We start from the raw sequence: 16942 nt of genomic DNA, 5'->3' as shown, positions 1-16942 counted from the left end.
CCTGCTTGCCGGTGTGGTCAGCGCGGTCGGCGTGCGGCGTGTTCGCGTGCGAGTTCCGCGTAGCTGTCGTCGGGGTGGCCGGGAACAAAGCTGCCGTACTTGCGCTCAGCTGCCGTGCGGATCAGGAAGTCCGCGATGGCCGGGTTCTTGGGCAGGAGCGAGCCGTGCAAGTAGCTGGCCACGATGTTGCGGTAGCGGGCACCCTCGTGGCCGTCACTGCTGTTGTTGCCCATACCCTTCGGAGTGGAGCCCAAAGGCCGCACGCCGCTGCCCAGGGTTGTCTGCCCGCTGTGGTTCTCGTAGCCGAGCACTTCCCCGAACTCCGGTGTGGCAACCTTGACGTTGCCAATCAGCCTCTCCTCGGTGCCGTGCGTCTCGACGTCGAGGATGCCGATACCCGGGATGACGGCGCCGGTGCGGGTCTTGAAGAAATGCCCGAAGAGCTGGTACAGCCCGCAGATGACGAGCATCGGCGCGCCGTCCTCGGCAAGGTCCTTGAGTACCCCGGCCCGGGCCTGGAGGTCGTCCTGGATGACCAGCTGGCCGCTGTCCTGGCCGCCGCCGCCCACAATGATGTCCACATCGTCCGGGAACGGATCACCCACGTTGTACTCGAGCAGCTCCGGGGTGTAGCCATGCCAGCGGATGCGCTGCTGCAGGACCAGGGCGTTGCCCCAGTCGCCGTAGATGTTCATGTCGCGGGGGTACAGCTGCACCACCCGCAGGGTGCCCTTGCCCGCGGAGTTTTCCGTTGCGGAATCCGTGCCTGCCTGGCTCAAGAGACAACCTCCACGGTGGTGATTTTGGACAGTTCGCGGCGGATCGCCAGCATGGCCGTGTATGTGCAGAAGATACGCTTGGGCTTTCCCTGGGCCTCCCTGATGAAGGCCGCAAGCGCCGGCGTGATGTCCGGCTCCACGTTGCCGATGGGCACGTCGTCATACTGCAGCCGCAGTGCCATGTCGTAGGCCCGTGAGCCGGTGAGCTGGTCCACTCCGCCTTCCCGCAGGGACTCGAATTCCACGTCCCACAGCCAGGACATGTCCCGGCCGTCCGCGTAGTTGTCGTTGATGGCGATCATGGTGGCGTAGCCGCCCGCGGGGAACGACTTCAGGCCGAGCCGGAAGCCGCTGGGATTCTTGACCAAAACCAGGTCCAGGGGCTGGCCGTCAACGGTGAGGCTTTCCCCTCGTCCGAATGCGGGAGCCACACGGGACAGCGCCTCGAGGAGGGCGTCGTGGTTGGCCGTGGCGGCGCCGCTGCCGCAGATGCTGCGCGCCAGCGTCAGCGCCGCGGCCGCATTGAAAATGTTGTAGACACCCCGCAGCTTCATGCCCGTGGTGACCGTGGCGCCGTCGTACTCAAACTCAGCGGTGTCCGCGCCAACCTTGCGGAGTACGACGTCGGCGGCAGGCTTCTCCGGCAGTCCCGCCGGAGCGGGACTTCCTGGAGCGGTCCGCATGTCGTCGTCGTTGGGGAAAGTGCTCAGGAGCGAATCGTCCAGGCCAAAGTATTTGACGTCCTGTCCGGTGAGCGATTCGGCAATCCGGGCAACCCTGGGGTCTTCGCGGTTCAGCACCACCGTTCCGGTGGTTTTCGCCGCGATGTGCTGGAGGAGCTGGGCTGTCTTGTCGATTTCGCCGAAACGGTCGAGCTGGTCGCGGAGGACGTTCAGCAGGAGGCAGTAGCGCGGGGGAACGCTGTTGACGAAGTGCACGGCGTGGGCCTCGTCCAGTTCAAGCACCGCGACGTCCGCATCCAGCCGGCCGCGCCAGTCCACCTCGCCGAGCAGGGCGGCAGCCACGCCGCGGGTGAAGTTGCTCCCAGTGCGGTTGGTAAAGACCTTCAAGCCCTGGCTTTCCAGCAGTTCCACCACCATTTTGGTGGTGGTGGTTTTGCCGTTGGTGCCGCTGACCACCGCGACGCCGTGAGGGAGGGTGCTGAGTGTCCGCCGCATAAAGCCCGGGTCGATTTTTTCAACCACCAGACCGGGCAGGGCGGAGCCGCCACCCCGAAGCCGGGATACCCGGCGGACCAGTTTGCCGAGCGGAACACTGAAGTAGAGCATGTTTTGAATATATCCCAGCAACGGCATGCAACTGCCGCGGACACCGCCACTGCCGGAGCCCGCGGAGGGCGAACCCGTATGCTGGATGGATGACAAATTCCCTTTCGGCTGCTTCCGCGCGCCCGGGTTCAGGCCTTCGGATCGGCGTGCTGGCGCTCCAGGGCGATTTCCGCGAGCACCTGCGGGCCATCGAAGCCGCCGGTGCCGAGGCCGTGGGCATCCGCCGGCCCAAGGAACTCGACGGCCTGGACGGGCTCATCATCCCCGGCGGGGAATCCACCGCCATCGACAAACTTGCACGGGCCTTTGAACTGGCCGGACCGCTGCGGGAGCGCATCGCCGAGGGCCTGCCGGTCTACGGCTCATGCGCAGGGATGATCCTGCTTGCCAACGACATCGCCGATCCCGCGACGGACCTCTCCGGGGCTCCGCAGCAGACCTTCGGGGGACTGGATATCACCGTCCGCCGCAACGCCTTCGGCCGGCAGCGCGAGTCCTTTGAAACAGACCTTGACTTCAAGGGACTGGACTTCAGCGCCACCGCCTCCGGTGTTGCACCTGTCCACGCCGTCTTCATCCGCGGGCCGTGGGTGGAACGCGTTGGTCCCGGCGTCGAAGTCCTCGCCCAGGTTGAGCCCGCCGACCCGGAGCACGCGTCCCACGCCGCACCGCTGCCGGGGACGGCTAGAATTGTTGCAGTGCGTTCCGGCCACCTGCTGGCCACCTCCTTCCACCCGGAAGTGACTGGGGAGAAACGCGTACACGAACTTTTTATCCGCATGATCAGAGGAGAAGCGTAAAGCATGTCAGGCCACTCCAAATGGGCAACGACCAAGCACAAGAAGGCCATCCTCGACAGCCGCCGCGCCAAGTCGTTTGCCAAGCTGATCAAGAACATCGAAGTTGCTGCGCGCATGGGCGGACCGGACCTGCAGGGCAACCCGGGCCTGGAGCTCGCCGTCACCAAGGCCAAGAAGACCTCCGTCCCGGCAGACAACATCGACCGTGCCATCAAGCGCGGCGCCGGGCTCACCGGTGAAGTGGTCGACTACACCGAGATCATGTACGAATGCCGCGGCCCGCAGGGTTCAGCGCTGCTCATCGAGTGCCTTACGGACAACAAGAACCGCGCTGCCTCGGAGGTGCGCCTTGCCATTTCCCGCAACGGCGGCACCATCGCCGATCCCGGTTCGGTGAGCTACCTGTTCAGCCGCAAGGGTGTGGTGACCCTGCCCAAGAAGGACCTGACCGAGGACGACGTCCTGATGGCTGTCCTGGACGCCGGTGCCGAGGAAGTCAAGGACAACGGCGACACCTTTGAGATCCACTCGGACCCCAAGGACCTCCAGGCCGTCCGTGACGCCCTGAAGGACGCAGGCATCGAGTACGACACCGACGAGGCGGAATTCGTTCCGTCCATGGAAGTGCCGCTGGACCTGGAAGCCGCAAAGAAGTTCATGAAGCTCGTTGACGCCCTTGAGGACCTCGACGACGTCCAGAACGTCTACAGCAACGCCGACCTCAGCGACGACGTCCAGGCCGCCCTGGACTCTGAGTGACGCTCCGCCTGCCTGCCGGGCGCTTGCACCTGTGACGCTGCGCGTCCTGGGCGTGGATCCCGGACTGACCCGTTGCGGGATCGGCGTTGTCGACGTCGAGCGGAACAGGCAGGCCACCATGGTTGCCTATGGTGTGGTGGGAACGTCGCCCGAGGACAGCCTGGACCAGCGGCTCCTGGTGATCGCCCTCGCCATCGACGAATGGCTTGACCGCCACGAGCCGCACGTCCTCGCGGTCGAGCGGGTCTTTTCCCAGCTCAACGTCAGTACCGTGATGGGCGTGGCCCAGGCATCCGGGGTGGTAATCGCCGCAGCGGCCCGGCGGGGGATCCCGGTGGCGCTGCACACGCCGTCGGAAGTCAAGGCCGCAGTCACCGGCAGCGGGTCCTCGAACAAGGACGCGGTGACCAAGCTCGTCACCAAGATCCTGCGACTGGATGCACCGCCGCGGCCTGCGGACGCCGCAGACGCCCTGGCGCTGGCCATTACCCACGCCTGGCGGGCCGGGAGCGGGGCGGCCGTCGCCACTACCGGCCCTGGCAGCTCTTCCCTGACCCCGGCCCAGCGGGCATGGGCGGAAGCCGAAGCAAAGGCGCGCCGCGCCCGGTGAATGTCCTGCCGGCTTGCTAGGGTATTCGTAGATATGTTCGGATAGCCGGTCCTGCTCCCTGGAGCCCGGCAAGACACCAGGAGCCAGGCCTTGATCAGTTTCCTTCGCGGAACGGTAGCGCATGTGGGTCTTTCCACTGCCGTGATTGACCTTAACGGGGCGGGCATGAGCGTCAACGCCACGCCCCAGACCCTCAGCAGGCTGCGCACCGGCGAGGAAGGCCAGCTTTTCACGTCCCTGATCGTCCGGGAGGATTCGCTCACGCTCTTTGGCTTCGCGTCCGACGACGAACGGGAGGTTTTCGATGTCCTCCTCAGTGTGAGCGGGGTAGGGCCGCGCCTGGCGCTGGCAGTCCTGGCGGTCCACGAACCGGAGGCGATCCGCGTGGCCGCGCACACCGGGGACAGCAAGACGTTCACCAAAGTTCCCGGCATCGGTCCCAAAGTCGCAGGGCGGATCGTGCTGGAGTTGGCAGGAAAGCTGGTTCCGCACGGCACGGCGGGCACGGCCGCGGCGTCCACTCCGGCCGAGGCCGCCTGGAAACCGCAGGTGGTGGCCGCCATGACGAGCCTCGGCTGGTCCGAAAAGGACGCTTCCTCCAGCATCGACAAAGCACTGGCAGATGATCCCGAGGTCTCGTTCCGCGGCAATGTGCCGGAGATCCTGCGGACCACGCTCCGGTGGCTGGGGCAGGACGGAGCCCGGGCCGGCAACCGCGTAGGCAGCCGTGGCTGAACCGTCACTGGTGGCCGCGGGGGAGGAGCCTGAGGAACGGGCCATCGAGGCGGCCCTCCGGCCCAAGAACCTGGACGACTTCGTCGGCCAGCACCGGGTGCGGAAACAGCTGTCCCTGGTGCTCCAGGCTTCCCGGATGCGCGGGCGCAGCGCGGACCACGTACTCTTCTCCGGCCCGCCGGGTCTGGGCAAGACAACCCTCGCCATGATCGTTGCGTCCGAAATGAACGCGCCCCTGCGGATCAGCAGCGGCCCTGCCATCCAGCACGCGGGGGACCTCGCTGCCATCCTTTCCTCCCTTTCCGAGGGCGAAGTCCTGTTCCTTGACGAAATCCACCGGATGTCCAGGCCGGCCGAAGAGATGCTGTACATGGCCATGGAGGATTTCCGGGTGGACATCGTGGTGGGCAAGGGCGCAGGTGCCACCGCAATCCCGCTCGAGCTGCCGCCTTTCACCCTGGTGGGCGCCACCACCCGCGCGGGCCTGCTGCCGGGACCCCTCCGGGACAGGTTCGGGTTTACCGGCCACCTCGAGTTCTACTCCGTGCCGGAGCTGGAACTTGTGCTGCGCCGCTCCGCCGGCCTGCTGGACCTCAAGGTCAACTCGGCAGGGTTCTCCGAAATCGCGGGGCGCTCCCGCGGCACTCCCCGTATTGCCAACCGGCTGCTGCGGCGTGTCCGGGACTGGGCCCTGGTTCATGGAATCGACCAGATCGACGCCCGGGCGGCGTCCGCCGCGCTGGACATGTATGAGGTGGACAAGAAAGGCCTGGACCGCCTTGACCGCGCAGTCCTCGAAGCCCTGATCACCAAGTTCGGCGGCGGGCCGGTGGGGCTCTCCACGCTCGCCATCGCCGTCGGTGAGGAGACCGAAACCGTGGAAACCGTGGCGGAGCCGTTCCTGGTCAGGGAGGGACTGCTGGGCCGCACCCCGCGTGGCCGGATTGCCATGGCTCCGGCCTGGACCCACCTCGGCTATGCCATTCCGTCGGGTGTCTTTGCCCAGGAGCAACTGGACCTGTTTGAACCGGCTGAAGAGGACGCCTGAGCCCGGGCTGACTGGCCCCTAAAGCCAATAGCAGGCTCCGTTCAGCTTTTCCCTTTAGACTGGTATGACGCTCGGCACGTTCGGGTCTTTGTTCCCGCGGGCAGCACCACCGGCAGCCCGCGGATGGATGGCAAGCAGCTTCGCCAGGCCACTCGTTCAAAGCGGACGGCGCTGTCAACCGGCTCAATGCAAGTACAGCTCAATGCACGTACAGAATGGAACTTCCCCGTGTTCGGACACATCACTGCCCAGACCACCACTACCCAGCCCGGCGGCGGCATCGACATCATGTCGATCCTGCTGTTCGTGATGCTCGGCATCTTCATCTTCATGATGTTCCGCCGCAACAAGAAGACCCAGCAGCAGCAGGCAACGCTTCAGTCGCAGTTCGCCCCCGGCGTTGAGGTCATGACCAGCTTTGGCCTGTTCGGCCGCATCGTCGACATCGACGACGAGGAAAACAAGGTCACCCTGGAACTCTCCCCGGGCAACCTGGCCACCGTGCACCGCCAGGCTGTCACCAAGATCATCGAACCCGCAGCAGGGGTACCCGCTGCGACTGAGGTGCCGGATGATGCCTCTTCCCTGACGGCCGCGGACAACGGAAACACCCCCGCTGCAGCCGAGACCCCGGACGAAACCCTGAAGCGCCTCAATGACGAGGGCAAGAAGGACAACTAGTCCCCGCTGCTTCCACAACACCTCTACCGCTGCGGACCACCGCCGGTGCAAGCGTCAGCAGGCACCGGCGGTTCCTCCGTGAATAAGAGAAAGATCGACAATGGCACGAACTGGCCCCAAGAAACCAGGCCTCAGGGTCCTGGTCTGGCTCGGTGTACTCCTCGCCACACTCACTGCCGTCCTGGCCGGCGGCACCCTTGCCGGGCAGGCAAGCTGGGCGCCCAAGCTGGCGCTCGACCTCGAAGGCGGCACCCAGATGATCCTGGCGCCGAAGGTCGAGGGCGGTTCGGACATCAACGAGGAACAGCTGAACCAGGCCGTGGCGATCATCCGCCAGCGCGTTGACGGTTCGGGTGTTGCCGAAGCAGAGATCAGCACCCAGTCCGGTCGCAATGTGGTGGTCAGCCTTCCCGGCACCCCCTCCAGCCAGACGCGCGACCTGATCCAGGCCTCCGCCGACATGAACTTCCGGCCGGTGCTGCTCGCCGGTGCCGGCGCTCCCGTCCCGGAAGAGCAGCGGGCGCCTGAAGACCAGCTGCCCAAGCCGACGGCGGAACCCGCCAACAGCAGCGACATCAACTGGATCACTCCGGAGATCTACCGCGAGTTTGAGACCCTGGACTGCGACAACCCGGCCCAGGACAAGCGGGAACGCTCCGATCCGGCCAAGCCGCTGGTGACCTGCGAGCCCGCTTCCGACACGAACCCTGCGATCAAGTACATCCTTGGTCCCGTGGAGGTGAAGGGCAGCAACATTGTCACGTCCTCCTTCCAGCTCCAGCAGGGCGCACAGGGTGCCGTTACCAATGACTGGGCAGTCAACATCCAGTTCGACGATGAAGGCACGGCAAGGTTCAAAGAGGTCACCGAACGCCTGAACCAGTTCTACGTTGCCGCCGGCGGCGACGCGGGCAACGATCCGAAGGCCCAGTTCGCCATTGTGCTGGATGACCAGGTCATTTCCGCGCCCCGCTCCCTCGCCGTCATCACCGACGGCCGCCCGCAGATCACCGGCGGGTTCACCGAGCAAAGCGCCAAGGCCCTGTCCGACCAGCTCCGCTTCGGTGCCCTGCCCATCAGCTTCGAGATCCAGAGCGAGCAGCAGATTTCGGCCACCCTCGGCGGTGAACAGCTGCGCATGGGCCTCCTGGCGGGCATCATCGGCCTCCTGCTGGTGGTGGTGTACTCGCTGTTCCAGTACCGGGCGCTCGGTTTCGTGACCATCGCGTCACTGGTGGTCGCCGGCATCCTGACGTACCTCGCCATCGCCATCCTGGGCTGGACGGAAAACTACCGGTTGTCCCTGGCCGGCGTGGCGGGCCTCATCGTGGCAATCGGCCAGACAGCGGACTCCTTTATCGTCTACTTCGAGCGGATCCGGGACGAGCTCCGTGAGGGCCGCGGCCTGGTCTCCGCCGTCGAAAACGGCTGGAAGCGGGCCAAGCGCACCGTGCTGGCGTCCAAGGCCGTCAACCTGCTTGCCGCGCTGGTTCTCTATTTTGTGGCCGTGGGCAACGTCCGCGGATTTGCGTTCACGCTGGGCCTGACCGCCATTGCCGACCTCATTGTGGTGTTCATGTTCACGCACCCGACGCTGCAGATGCTGGCGCGCACCCGGTTCTTCGGTGAGGGCCACCGGCTGTCCGGCCTTGATCCGAAGCGGCTCGGAGCCGTTCCGCTGTACCGCGGTGCCGGCCGCGTCCGGACCCCGGCAGACAAGCCCGCCGCGGTCCGGACCAAGAACGCCGGTGCGGCCGCCGAGGCGGAACGCAGAATGACCATCGCCGAACGCCGCCTGGCGGAGAAGCAGGAACAGCTCGCGGGTTCCTCGAAGTCCTCAGCGAAGGAGAACAAGTAATGTCAGGCTTCGCCAACTTCGGCAACGAGCTCTACACCGGAAAGCGCTCCTACAACTTTGTGGGAGCCAAGAAACTCTGGTTCATCATCGCGGCGGTGGCTGTTGTCCTGTCCATCATCATTCCGCTGGCCAAGGGCGGCTTCAACCTCGGCATCGAGTTCCGCGGCGGCTCCGAATTCACCGTCTCCAACGTGCAGACCACGGATGCGGCCCTGGGGGAGAAAGCCGTAACCGACGTGGTCCAGGGCAGCGTGCCGCGCGTGGCGAACGTTGCCGGCACCACCATGCGGATCCAGACGGACAAACTGACCGACGACGAGACGCTCCGCATCAAGGAGGGACTCACAAGCGCGTACGGCGTCACTGACAATGAGGTGACCTCGACGTTTGTTGGACCCACCTGGGGCGCCGACGTCACCAGGCAGGCCCTGATCGGCCTGGTGGTGTTCGTCCTCCTCGCCGCAGTGCTGATGGCGCTCTACTTCCGCACGTGGAAGATGTCCCTCTCTGCCATTGCGGGCATGGCGGTGACGATGTTCATCACCGCAGGCGTTTACGCCCTCAGCGACTTTGAGGTCACTCCGTCGGCAATCATCGGGTTCCTGACCGTGCTCAGCTACTCCCTTTACGACACGGTGGTGGTCTTCGACAAGATCCGCGAGAACACCGCCGACCTGGACGCGTCCACGCGCCGCACGTTCGCAGAAGAGGTCAACCTCGCCGTGAACCAGACCCTCGTCAGGTCGATCAACACCATGATGGTGGCGATCCTCCCCGTGGGAGCCATTCTGTTCATCGGCGCCGGGCTGCTGGGGGCAGGTACCCTGCGCGACCTTTCGCTGGCACTGTTTGTCGGGATCCTGATCGGCACGGCGGCCACCATCTTCGTGGCAGCCCCGCTGTATGCCTGGCTGCGCCAGAACGAGCCCGACCTCGTGAGGCAGGCGAAGCGTGTTGAGCACCGGCGCTCCGGTGCCGGCGCAGGGTCCGCTTCCGGCTCCTCAGCCGTGGAAACAGCCTCCGCATAACCCGTGCACCGACGGGCCGGCCGGCGTCAGAAGCCTGACGCCGGCCGGCCCGTCCGCGTTTAAGGCCCTGGTTATAATTCTCACCGCCGCGGGGAATAGACTGAAGTAATTAAAACGGTGGTGAGGGGTACTTCATTGGAAGAGCGTTCGGCGTCAGCGCCAGCGGCACAGGGTGACAAGGGTGCTGCCAACGGTACGCAGGCCGGGGTGGCCTCGTCCGCGCGCCCTGGCCCGCTGGTTCCGGTCGACAACTCCGGCTCCCGGCCCACCTTTCCCGGCCGCAGGGAACGCACGCGTTCCAGGCTCGCCCGGCTGACAGGGCGCAGCACGGCGACGTACTCACCCATCCTCGAGCCCCTGCTGAGGACGGTCCGGGCCAACAACCCCAAAGAGGACTTCGACCTCATCCAGCGGGCTTTCGACGTTGCGGAACAAAGCCACCGCGGGCAGAAGCGCAAGAGCGGCGATCCGTACATCACGCATCCCGTGGCCGTGGCCACCATCCTCGCTGAACTTGGACTGAGTGGAACCACCCTGGCCGCGGCTTTGCTGCACGACACGGTGGAGGACACGCCCTACACCCTCGCTGACTTGAAGCGTGATTTCGGGCCCGAAGTTGCCATGCTTGTTGACGGCGTGACCAAGCTGGACAAGGTCAGCTTCGGTGAGGCGGCACAGTCCGAGACTGTCCGCAAAATGGTTGTTGCCATGGCCAAGGACATCCGTGTCCTGATGATCAAACTCGCGGACCGGCTGCATAACGCCCGGACCTGGCGGTTCGTTTCCGCTGAATCGTCCGCCCGGAAGGCACGGGAGACGCTGGAGATCTTTGCCCCCCTGGCGCACAGGCTGGGCATGAACACCATCAAGTGGGAGCTTGAGGATCTCTCCTTCGCTGCGCTCTACCCGAAGGTCTACGAAGAGATCGTCCGGATGGTGGGGGACAGGACCCCCGAGCGGGAGAAGAGCCTGAGCGTCATCCGCGACCAGATCACCGAAGACCTCCGTACCGCCAAAATCAAGGCCACCATCACCGGCCGCCCCAAGCACTACTACTCCATCTACCAGAAGATGATCGTCCGCGATAAGGACTTTGACGACATCAACGACCTCATGGGCGTGCGTGTCCTCGTGGACTCCGTCCGTGACTGCTACGCTGCCCTCGGCACCATGCACTCGCGCTGGAACCCGCTGCCCGGCAGGTTCAAGGATTACATCGCGATGCCCAAGTTCAACATGTACCAGTCACTGCACACCACGGTGATCGGGCCCGGCGGCAAGCCGGTGGAAATCCAGATCCGGACCCATGAGATGCACCGCCGCGCCGAGTACGGCGTGGCTGCGCACTGGAAGTACAAGGACCAGCCCAACCGGACCGCGGTTGGTCCCGGAAGCCCCCGCGACGGAGACATGGGCTGGCTGCGGTCCCTGGTGGACTGGCAGCAGGAAACCTCGGATCCGGGTGAATTCCTGGACTCCCTCCGCTTCGAGATCAACGCTCGGGAAGTGTTCGTCTTCACCCCCAAGGGCGAAGTCATGGCGCTGCCCGCCGGGTCCACTCCGGTGGACTTCGCGTACGCTGTCCACACCGAGGTCGGCCACCGGACCATCGGTGCCCGGGTCAACGGAAAACTGGTACCGCTCAACAGCGAACTGAACCACGGCGACTGGGTGGAGATCTTCACCTCCAAGGCCGAGGGCGCCGGGCCCAGCCAGGACTGGCAACACTTCGTCAAGAGCGCCCGGGCACGGAACAAGATCCGCCAGTGGTTCAGCAAGGAACGCCGGGAAGAGGCGATTGACCGCGGCAAGGAACTGCTGACCCGTGCCATGCGGAAGCAGAACCTTCCGCTGCAGAGGCTGATGACCCACGAGGCCCTCGCCGCCGTGGCAGAAGAGTTCAAGTACGTTGACATTTCGGGACTCTACGCCGGAGTGGGCGACGGACATACGTCCGCCCAGTCGGTCATGGAAAAGCTGGTCGAAAGTCTTGGCGGCAATGAGAGCGCCGACGACGACATCGCCGAAGTCAGCATCCCCACCCAGGTCACCAAAGCCCGTTTCTCGGACTCGGGCGTGGTGGTGCGAGGTGTCGGCGACGTCTGGGTCAAACTGGCCCGCTGCTGCACGCCCGTCCCCCCGGATCCCATCCTCGGTTTTGTGACCAGGGGCTCGGGAGTCTCCGTGCACAGGACGGACTGCACCAACATCTCGGACCTGAAGGACCAGCCCGACCGGATCGTGGACGTGGAGTGGGCGCCAACGCAATCCAGCGTCTTCCTGGTTGAAATCCAGGTGGAGGCGCTGGACCGCAAGTCACTGCTCTCGGACGTCACCCGCGTGTTGTCCGAGAACCATGTGAACATTCTGGCAGCCAGCGTGCACACCTCCACGGACCGGGTGGCGATTTCAAAGTTTGCCTTCGAAATGGGCGACCCCAAGTACCTGAGCCACGTCCTCAGCGCTGTCCGCAGGATCGACGGCGTGTTCGACGTCTACCGGACCACGGGCAACAAGCGCCGGAGCTAGGGCGGCGAGCTTTTCCAGGGCGGCCCGTTTGTGGGGCACGCGGGGTGTCGCTTCGATGGCCAGGATGAGCAGGCGCAGGCGCACGTCCTTTTGGGGGCGCGCCAGCAAACCCTCCAGTGCGGGGATGGCCCTGCCGGCGTCCACGTGCAGGGCAATGTCCAGGGCGGTCCGCAGCGGGCTGGAGACCATCAGGCCGCCAAGGCTGACAACGTCGAACGGGCCAAGCTTCACCTCGTGCAGTGTGCAGCCACGGGTGTTCCGGAGGCTTGAAACCCTTCGTTTGGCGTCCACCAGCAGCGCGAGCCTGTCCGGCTCTGCCGCGCAACCGTAGATCCAGGCTGCTGTCATGCGGCCGGCAACTACCCTCTGCCTGACTGACGGCGGCACAGCGCCCGCCGCAGCCCGTGCACGCAGCTGCGGGGAAGCGGCAACTCCGGGCAGTGTGTAGCCGCGGTGGTGCAGCCTGGCCAGGAGTCCGTCCGCGGCGAGGGCCTGCAGTTCGGGCATGGCGAAGGGCATCTCCGGGACATAGAGCTCCGGGAAACGTTGTGTTGCCGCCTCTGCTGCGGCTGGATGGTCATTGCCCGGAGAAGCCGATGGAGTCGCCATTCGTCCATCCTGCCGCGCGGAGCCTTAACGGGGACAGGCCCGGTCCGGTTATGTGGATAACCGGGCCGGGCCTGCACCGGACGGCGGCCTGCGGAGCAGGCGGACGAGCCGGAGGGTGGCTTAGGAAAGTTCGCTGGCCGAGCGCTGGATCTGGTCGAGCCAGGCCTGGCGGGCCTCGAGGGCCTCCTGGGCCGCTTTGATCTTGCGCTGGTCACCGGTCTTCTCCGCCTTGGCAAGGTCGTCCTGGAGGCTTGCGATCGCGGATTCCAGCTGGGACAGGGCACTGTTGGTGCGCGCCTTGCGCTCCGGGTTGGAGCGCTGCCACTGCTCTTCCTCGGCGTTCCTGACTGCATCCTCAACCTTGCGCAGCCCGGCTTCGATGCGGCCCATGTCGCCGCGCGGGACCTTGCCTGCTTCTTCCCAGCGGTCACGGACGGACTGCAGCGCCTTCTTGGCCGCGGCCAGGTCCTTCACGGGAAGGATGGCGTTGGCCTCCTGCAGGAGGGCTTCCTTGACGGTGAGGTTGGCAGCGTATTCCTGGTCGATCTCCTCGTTGGCGGCCTGCCGGTTCGTGAAGAACACATCCTGCGCCGCGCGGAAACGGGCCCAGAGTGCGTCGTCGTCCTTGCGGCTGGCGCGCGGTGACGCCTTCCACTGGTCCATCAGCCTGCGGTACTCGCCGGCGGCAAAACCCCAGTCGGTGGACGTGGACAGTGCTTCAGCCTCGGCGATCAGCTTTTCCTTGGCGGACTTGGCCGCGGAGTTGTTGCTGTCCAGCTGGGAGAAGTAGGCGCGGCGGTGGCGGTCAAAGACGGTCCGGGCCGCCCGGAACCTCTTCCACAGGGCGTCCTCGTTGCTGCGGCCCAGGCGCACGCCGCTCTTCTGCGCTGCTTTCCAGCTCTCGAAGAGTTCGTTCATGCGGGCGCTGGAGGTCTTCCACTGTGTTTGAGCGGGGTCCTGGCCGGAGATCTGCTCGGCTTCGGCAACAATCGCCTCGCGGGCCGCCAGTTCGGACGCACGGACGGCGTCGTGCTCGGCTTTTTCGGCCTTCTCCAGCTCGCTGATCTGCTCTGAAAGCCTGTGCAGCCGCGCCTCGGCTGCGCGCAGGTCGCCCACCATGTTCCGCTCCGCAAGCTGCTCGCGCAGGTGGGTGACGGTTTTCTGCATGTCCGTGCTGGGCGCTTTGGAGCTGACGCGCTGTTCGAGCAGCACAATCTGTGCCACGACGTCGTCATATTTGCGCGCAAAGTAGGCGAGGGCTTCGTCGTCGCTCACGCCCGGGTACTGCCCTACGGCGTGCTCGCTGCCGTCAATGGTGAGGAACACATGCCCGTCGCCTTCAACCCGGCCCCACTTCGAGGCTTCGGCCAGGGAGGTGGCAGGTGCTGCCGGAACAGCCGCTGCCGCCGGAGCGGCAGCTGCAGGCTTGGGGCGGGAAGCGAAGGCGGCCGGCGACGGAGCTGCTGACCGGGGGGAAGGAGCCGGTGAGGGTGCTGGTGCAGTTGCCGGTGCTGGGGCAGGTGAAGGATCGGAAGCCTCTTCAGCGGGAGTGTCCTCCGCGGGAGCAGAAGGATCAGCCTCGCTTGCCGCGGGTTCTTCTGCGGCTGCCCCGGCTTCAGGAGCTTCCACTGCTGGGGTGCCGGGTGCCTCAGTCCCTGCGACGTCAGCCGCGGGGGCCGCCGCTTCGGTCAGGTCTGTTGCTGTTTCGTCGGATTTCTGACTGTCTGTCACCGCTAAAAGTCTTTCGCTTGGAGGGAAATACTCACGTACTGCACCGCGGCCGTGCCGGCCGGGCTTCCTACTTCAGAGAAAACGAGTCTATCGTGACTGGTTCAACGGGCGCGCCGTCCGTGTCGCTGCTGCCCGGCGTGATTCCGGCGGCAGCCAGGTTGGCCACCACGTCCAGCCCCGATGTCACCTTGCCAACCACGGTGTAGCCGCCGGCGCTGTCCGACGGGATGACCGTGTCTTTGTAGACAATGAAGAACTGGGTGCCGTTTCCGTACGCGTTGTTACCCGTCCGGGCCACCGCGATGGTTCCGGCCGGATAGGTGCCGTCCGCGGGCGTGTTCTCCAGCGGCCCCCAGGTGTAGTCGGGGTCCCCCTGGCCGTCACCGGTGGGGGAGCCGCACTGCAGGACGCCGAAGGTCTCTCCGGTGGTCAGGCGGTGGCAGGTCTTGCCGCTGAAATAACCCTCGTCGCTGAGCGATTTGAAGACCGCGGTTGCCTGCGGGGCGTCCGTCCCGTTCAGCTCCACGCCGAGCGGGCTGCCGTTCAGGACGAGTTCGCCGGTGAAGGTCTGGCCTGCGGCGGTGTCCGCGGCGGGGATGTTGGGGCCGTTTGTTGCCTGGGCGGACGGGCTTGCGGACGGCTCGGCCGACGCGGACGGGCTGCTCAGCCCTGCCTCTGCAGCAGCAAATTCGTCCTCGGAGGGATTGCCGGAAAAGGCAGTGAGCTGGAGGACGACGGCGAGGACAACGGCGGCCGCCCCGGCACCGGCGGCGATGAGATTGTCGCGCTTGCGCCGGGCTTCCTGGTCCCGCCGCATCTCCCGCTTGGCTTCCATCTGCTGGATGCGCCGTTTCGTTTCGCGGGCACTGCGTGAACTGGCCGCCAAGGGTCCTCCTCATAGTCGGGCTGCTGCACGGCACGGCTGTGGGCCGCATGCGCAGGTGCGTGGCCGCCGGGCCTGCCGATCCGCCGCATTGGAGATGCCGGCGGACGACGACATAAACTGACTGCCGCACATAGTTTATGCATGACCGGCTGGACTGCCGCCGTCGTACGCCCGTTTCGGGCCGGATAGCCGCGCACGTCCCTGCCGCCGTTCACCAAGAGGAGAAACTCCACCATGGCACGCACCGCCTCCCTGTCCGGATTCCCCGAGTGGCTTCCCGAGGAGCGGCTGGTGGAGCTCCATGTGCTGGATACCCTGCGCCGGGTGTTCGAGCTGCACGGATTCTCCTCCATCGAAACGCGGGCCGTGGAAACGGTCGGCCAGCTGCTGCGCAAGGGGGAAATCGACAAAGAGGTGTACGGCCTCAGCCGCCTCCAGGAGGACGAAGGCGAGGCAAAGGGCAAATCCGACCCGCACGCACTTGCCCTGCACTTCGACCTGACTGTTCCCTTTGCCCGCTACGTCGTCGAAAACGCCGGCTACCTGGCGTTCCCCTTCCGGCGCTACCAGATCCAGAAGGTGTGGCGCGGCGAACGCCCGCAGGAAGGCCGGGCCCGCGAATTCACCCAGGCGGACATCGATGTGGTGGGTGACAGCGACCTGCCGTTCCGCTACGACGTCGAGATCGCGCTGGTGATCGCCGAGGCGCTCAGCGCCCTTCCCATTCCGGACTTCCGCCTCCGCATCAACAACCGGAAGCTCGCCGAGGGCTTCTACCGCGGCATTGGCCTGGATGACACAGCCGGCGTGCTGCGGAGCATCGACAAACTCGAAAAGATCGGCCCCGCGAAAGTCGCGGAACTGTTGAAGTCTGAACTGGGCGCCACCGACGACCAGGCACAGAAAGCCCTGCAACTGGCGGGAATCCGTACCGAGGACACCTCGTTCGTGGCCCAGGTCCGGGCGCTGGACGTCAGCAACGATCTGCTTGACGAGGGCCTCAGCGAGCTTGAACAGGTCATTGACGCGGCCGTCCAGCGTGCCCCGGGCAAGGTGGTGGCTGACCTCAGCATTGCCCGCGGCCTTGACTACTACACCGGAACAGTGGTGGAAACCGTCCTGGTTGGCCACGAACAGCTTGGTTCCATCTGCTCCGGCGGCCGGTATGACGCGCTGGCGTCGAAGGGCAACCGGAAGTTCCCGGGTGTGGGACTGTCCATCGGCGTCACCCGGCTGGTGTCCCGCATCCTGAGCCAGGACCTGGCCAGGGCTTCACGGTCGGTTCCCACTGCCGTGCTTGTGGCCCTGACGCACGATGACAGCTGGAACGCCGCGCAGGACGTCGCCGCCCAGCTGCGCAGCCGCGGCATCCCCACCGAGGTGGCCGCGAAGGCGGAAAAGTTCGGCAAGCAGATCAAGTTCGCGGACCGGCGCGGCATCCCGTTTGTCTGGTTCACGGACGACGACGGCACGCACCAGGTCAAGGACATCCGCACCGGCGAGCAGGTAGTCGCAGCCCCGGAGACCTGGACGCCGCCGGCCGAAGATCTGGCAGTGCAGGTGTCCACGGCGGCGGAGCCGGCTGCGGCAGCCGTCTAGC

Annotated in this window: 15 protein-coding genes; 10 read left to right on the top strand and 5 right to left on the bottom strand. The window is 65.7% G+C overall.

All coding sequences use genetic code 11. The features are described from left to right. Positions 1-17 precede the first annotated feature (17 nt). Together HTS88_RS18865 and HTS88_RS18860 are read right to left on the bottom strand one after the other, a co-directional pair. Positions 18-779 (bottom strand): type 1 glutamine amidotransferase, encoded by a 762-nt coding sequence (locus HTS88_RS18865; protein WP_174181122.1) that lies wholly within the window; start codon positions 777-779, stop codon positions 18-20. Continuing rightward, the gene (locus tag HTS88_RS18860; RefSeq protein WP_174181120.1) at positions 776-2068 is read right to left on the bottom strand and encodes a Mur ligase family protein; all 1293 of its coding nucleotides are present in this window, start codon (positions 2066-2068) and stop codon (positions 776-778) included. Before HTS88_RS18860 ends, HTS88_RS18865 begins: the two co-directional genes overlap by 4 nt. A gap of 89 nt (positions 2069-2157) precedes the next feature. Here HTS88_RS18860 and pdxT point away from each other — a divergent pair, with 89 nt between their 5' ends. From pdxT to HTS88_RS18815, 9 genes are all read left to right on the top strand, one after another. Beyond that, complete coding sequence (gene pdxT / locus HTS88_RS18855) at positions 2158-2868, top strand: pyridoxal 5'-phosphate synthase glutaminase subunit PdxT (RefSeq protein WP_174181118.1); 711 nt, start codon at positions 2158-2160, stop codon at positions 2866-2868. Positions 2869-2871: 3 nt separating this feature from the next. Then, a complete protein-coding gene (locus tag HTS88_RS18850) occupies positions 2872-3627 on the top strand; it encodes a YebC/PmpR family DNA-binding transcriptional regulator (protein WP_104185953.1) in 756 nt (251 codons plus the stop codon). A 31-nt stretch (positions 3628-3658) separates the two neighbouring features. Then, on the top strand, positions 3659-4237 hold the full coding sequence (ruvC, locus tag HTS88_RS18845) for a crossover junction endodeoxyribonuclease RuvC (RefSeq protein WP_174181116.1): 579 nt from the start codon (positions 3659-3661) through the stop codon (positions 4235-4237). A gap of 90 nt (positions 4238-4327) precedes the next feature. Further along, complete coding sequence (gene ruvA / locus HTS88_RS18840) at positions 4328-4972, top strand: Holliday junction branch migration protein RuvA (protein ID WP_174181114.1); 645 nt, start codon at positions 4328-4330, stop codon at positions 4970-4972. Further along, positions 4965-6020 (top strand): Holliday junction branch migration DNA helicase RuvB, encoded by a 1056-nt coding sequence (ruvB, locus tag HTS88_RS18835; protein ID WP_174181112.1) that lies wholly within the window; start codon positions 4965-4967, stop codon positions 6018-6020. The genes ruvA and ruvB overlap by 8 nt, the downstream gene beginning before the upstream one ends. Before the next feature lie 288 nt (positions 6021-6308). Next, positions 6309-6701: a preprotein translocase subunit YajC gene (yajC, locus tag HTS88_RS18830; protein ID WP_174181192.1), complete on the top strand. Its 393-nt coding sequence runs from the start codon at positions 6309-6311 to the stop codon at positions 6699-6701. A gap of 100 nt (positions 6702-6801) precedes the next feature. Continuing rightward, entirely contained in the window at positions 6802-8559 is a 1758-nt protein-coding gene (secD, locus tag HTS88_RS18825) for a protein translocase subunit SecD (RefSeq protein ID WP_174181110.1), read from the top strand. After that, positions 8559-9587 (top strand): protein translocase subunit SecF, encoded by a 1029-nt coding sequence (secF, locus tag HTS88_RS18820; protein ID WP_174181108.1) that lies wholly within the window; start codon positions 8559-8561, stop codon positions 9585-9587. Before secD ends, secF begins: the two co-directional genes overlap by 1 nt. 135 nt (positions 9588-9722) lie before the next feature. Next, positions 9723-12116, top strand: a complete 2394-nt coding sequence (locus HTS88_RS18815) for a RelA/SpoT family protein (protein ID WP_174181106.1) — start codon at positions 9723-9725, stop codon at positions 12114-12116. Here the strand turns inward: HTS88_RS18815 and HTS88_RS18810 are convergent. The 3 genes from HTS88_RS18810 to HTS88_RS18800 all read right to left on the bottom strand — a co-directional run bounded on the left by HTS88_RS18810 (position 11997) and on the right by HTS88_RS18800 (position 15342). Then, positions 11997-12725, bottom strand: coding sequence for a type IV toxin-antitoxin system AbiEi family antitoxin (locus HTS88_RS18810; protein ID WP_246256469.1), 729 nt, complete (start codon positions 12723-12725; stop codon positions 11997-11999). The genes HTS88_RS18815 and HTS88_RS18810 overlap by 120 nt on opposite strands. Positions 12726-12845: 120 nt before the next feature. Beyond that, positions 12846-14456 (bottom strand): DUF349 domain-containing protein, encoded by a 1611-nt coding sequence (locus tag HTS88_RS18805; RefSeq protein WP_174181104.1) that lies wholly within the window; start codon positions 14454-14456, stop codon positions 12846-12848. Positions 14457-14523: 67 nt separating this feature from the next. Further along, positions 14524-15342 (bottom strand): peptidylprolyl isomerase, encoded by an 819-nt coding sequence (locus tag HTS88_RS18800; protein ID WP_174181102.1) that lies wholly within the window; start codon positions 15340-15342, stop codon positions 14524-14526. A 234-nt stretch (positions 15343-15576) separates the two neighbouring features. On the opposite strand from HTS88_RS18800, the gene hisS reads away from it, so the two are divergent. After that, a complete protein-coding gene (hisS, locus tag HTS88_RS18795; protein WP_174181100.1) occupies positions 15577-16941 on the top strand; it encodes a histidine--tRNA ligase in 1365 nt (454 codons plus the stop codon). Position 16942: the final 1 nt, after the last annotated feature.

Source organism: Pseudarthrobacter oxydans (assembly GCF_013314975.1).
Classification (GTDB): domain Bacteria; phylum Actinomycetota; class Actinomycetes; order Actinomycetales; family Micrococcaceae; genus Arthrobacter; species Arthrobacter oxydans.
Note: the sequence above shows the minus strand (reverse complement) of the source record. Positions and strands in the feature narration are given on the sequence as shown.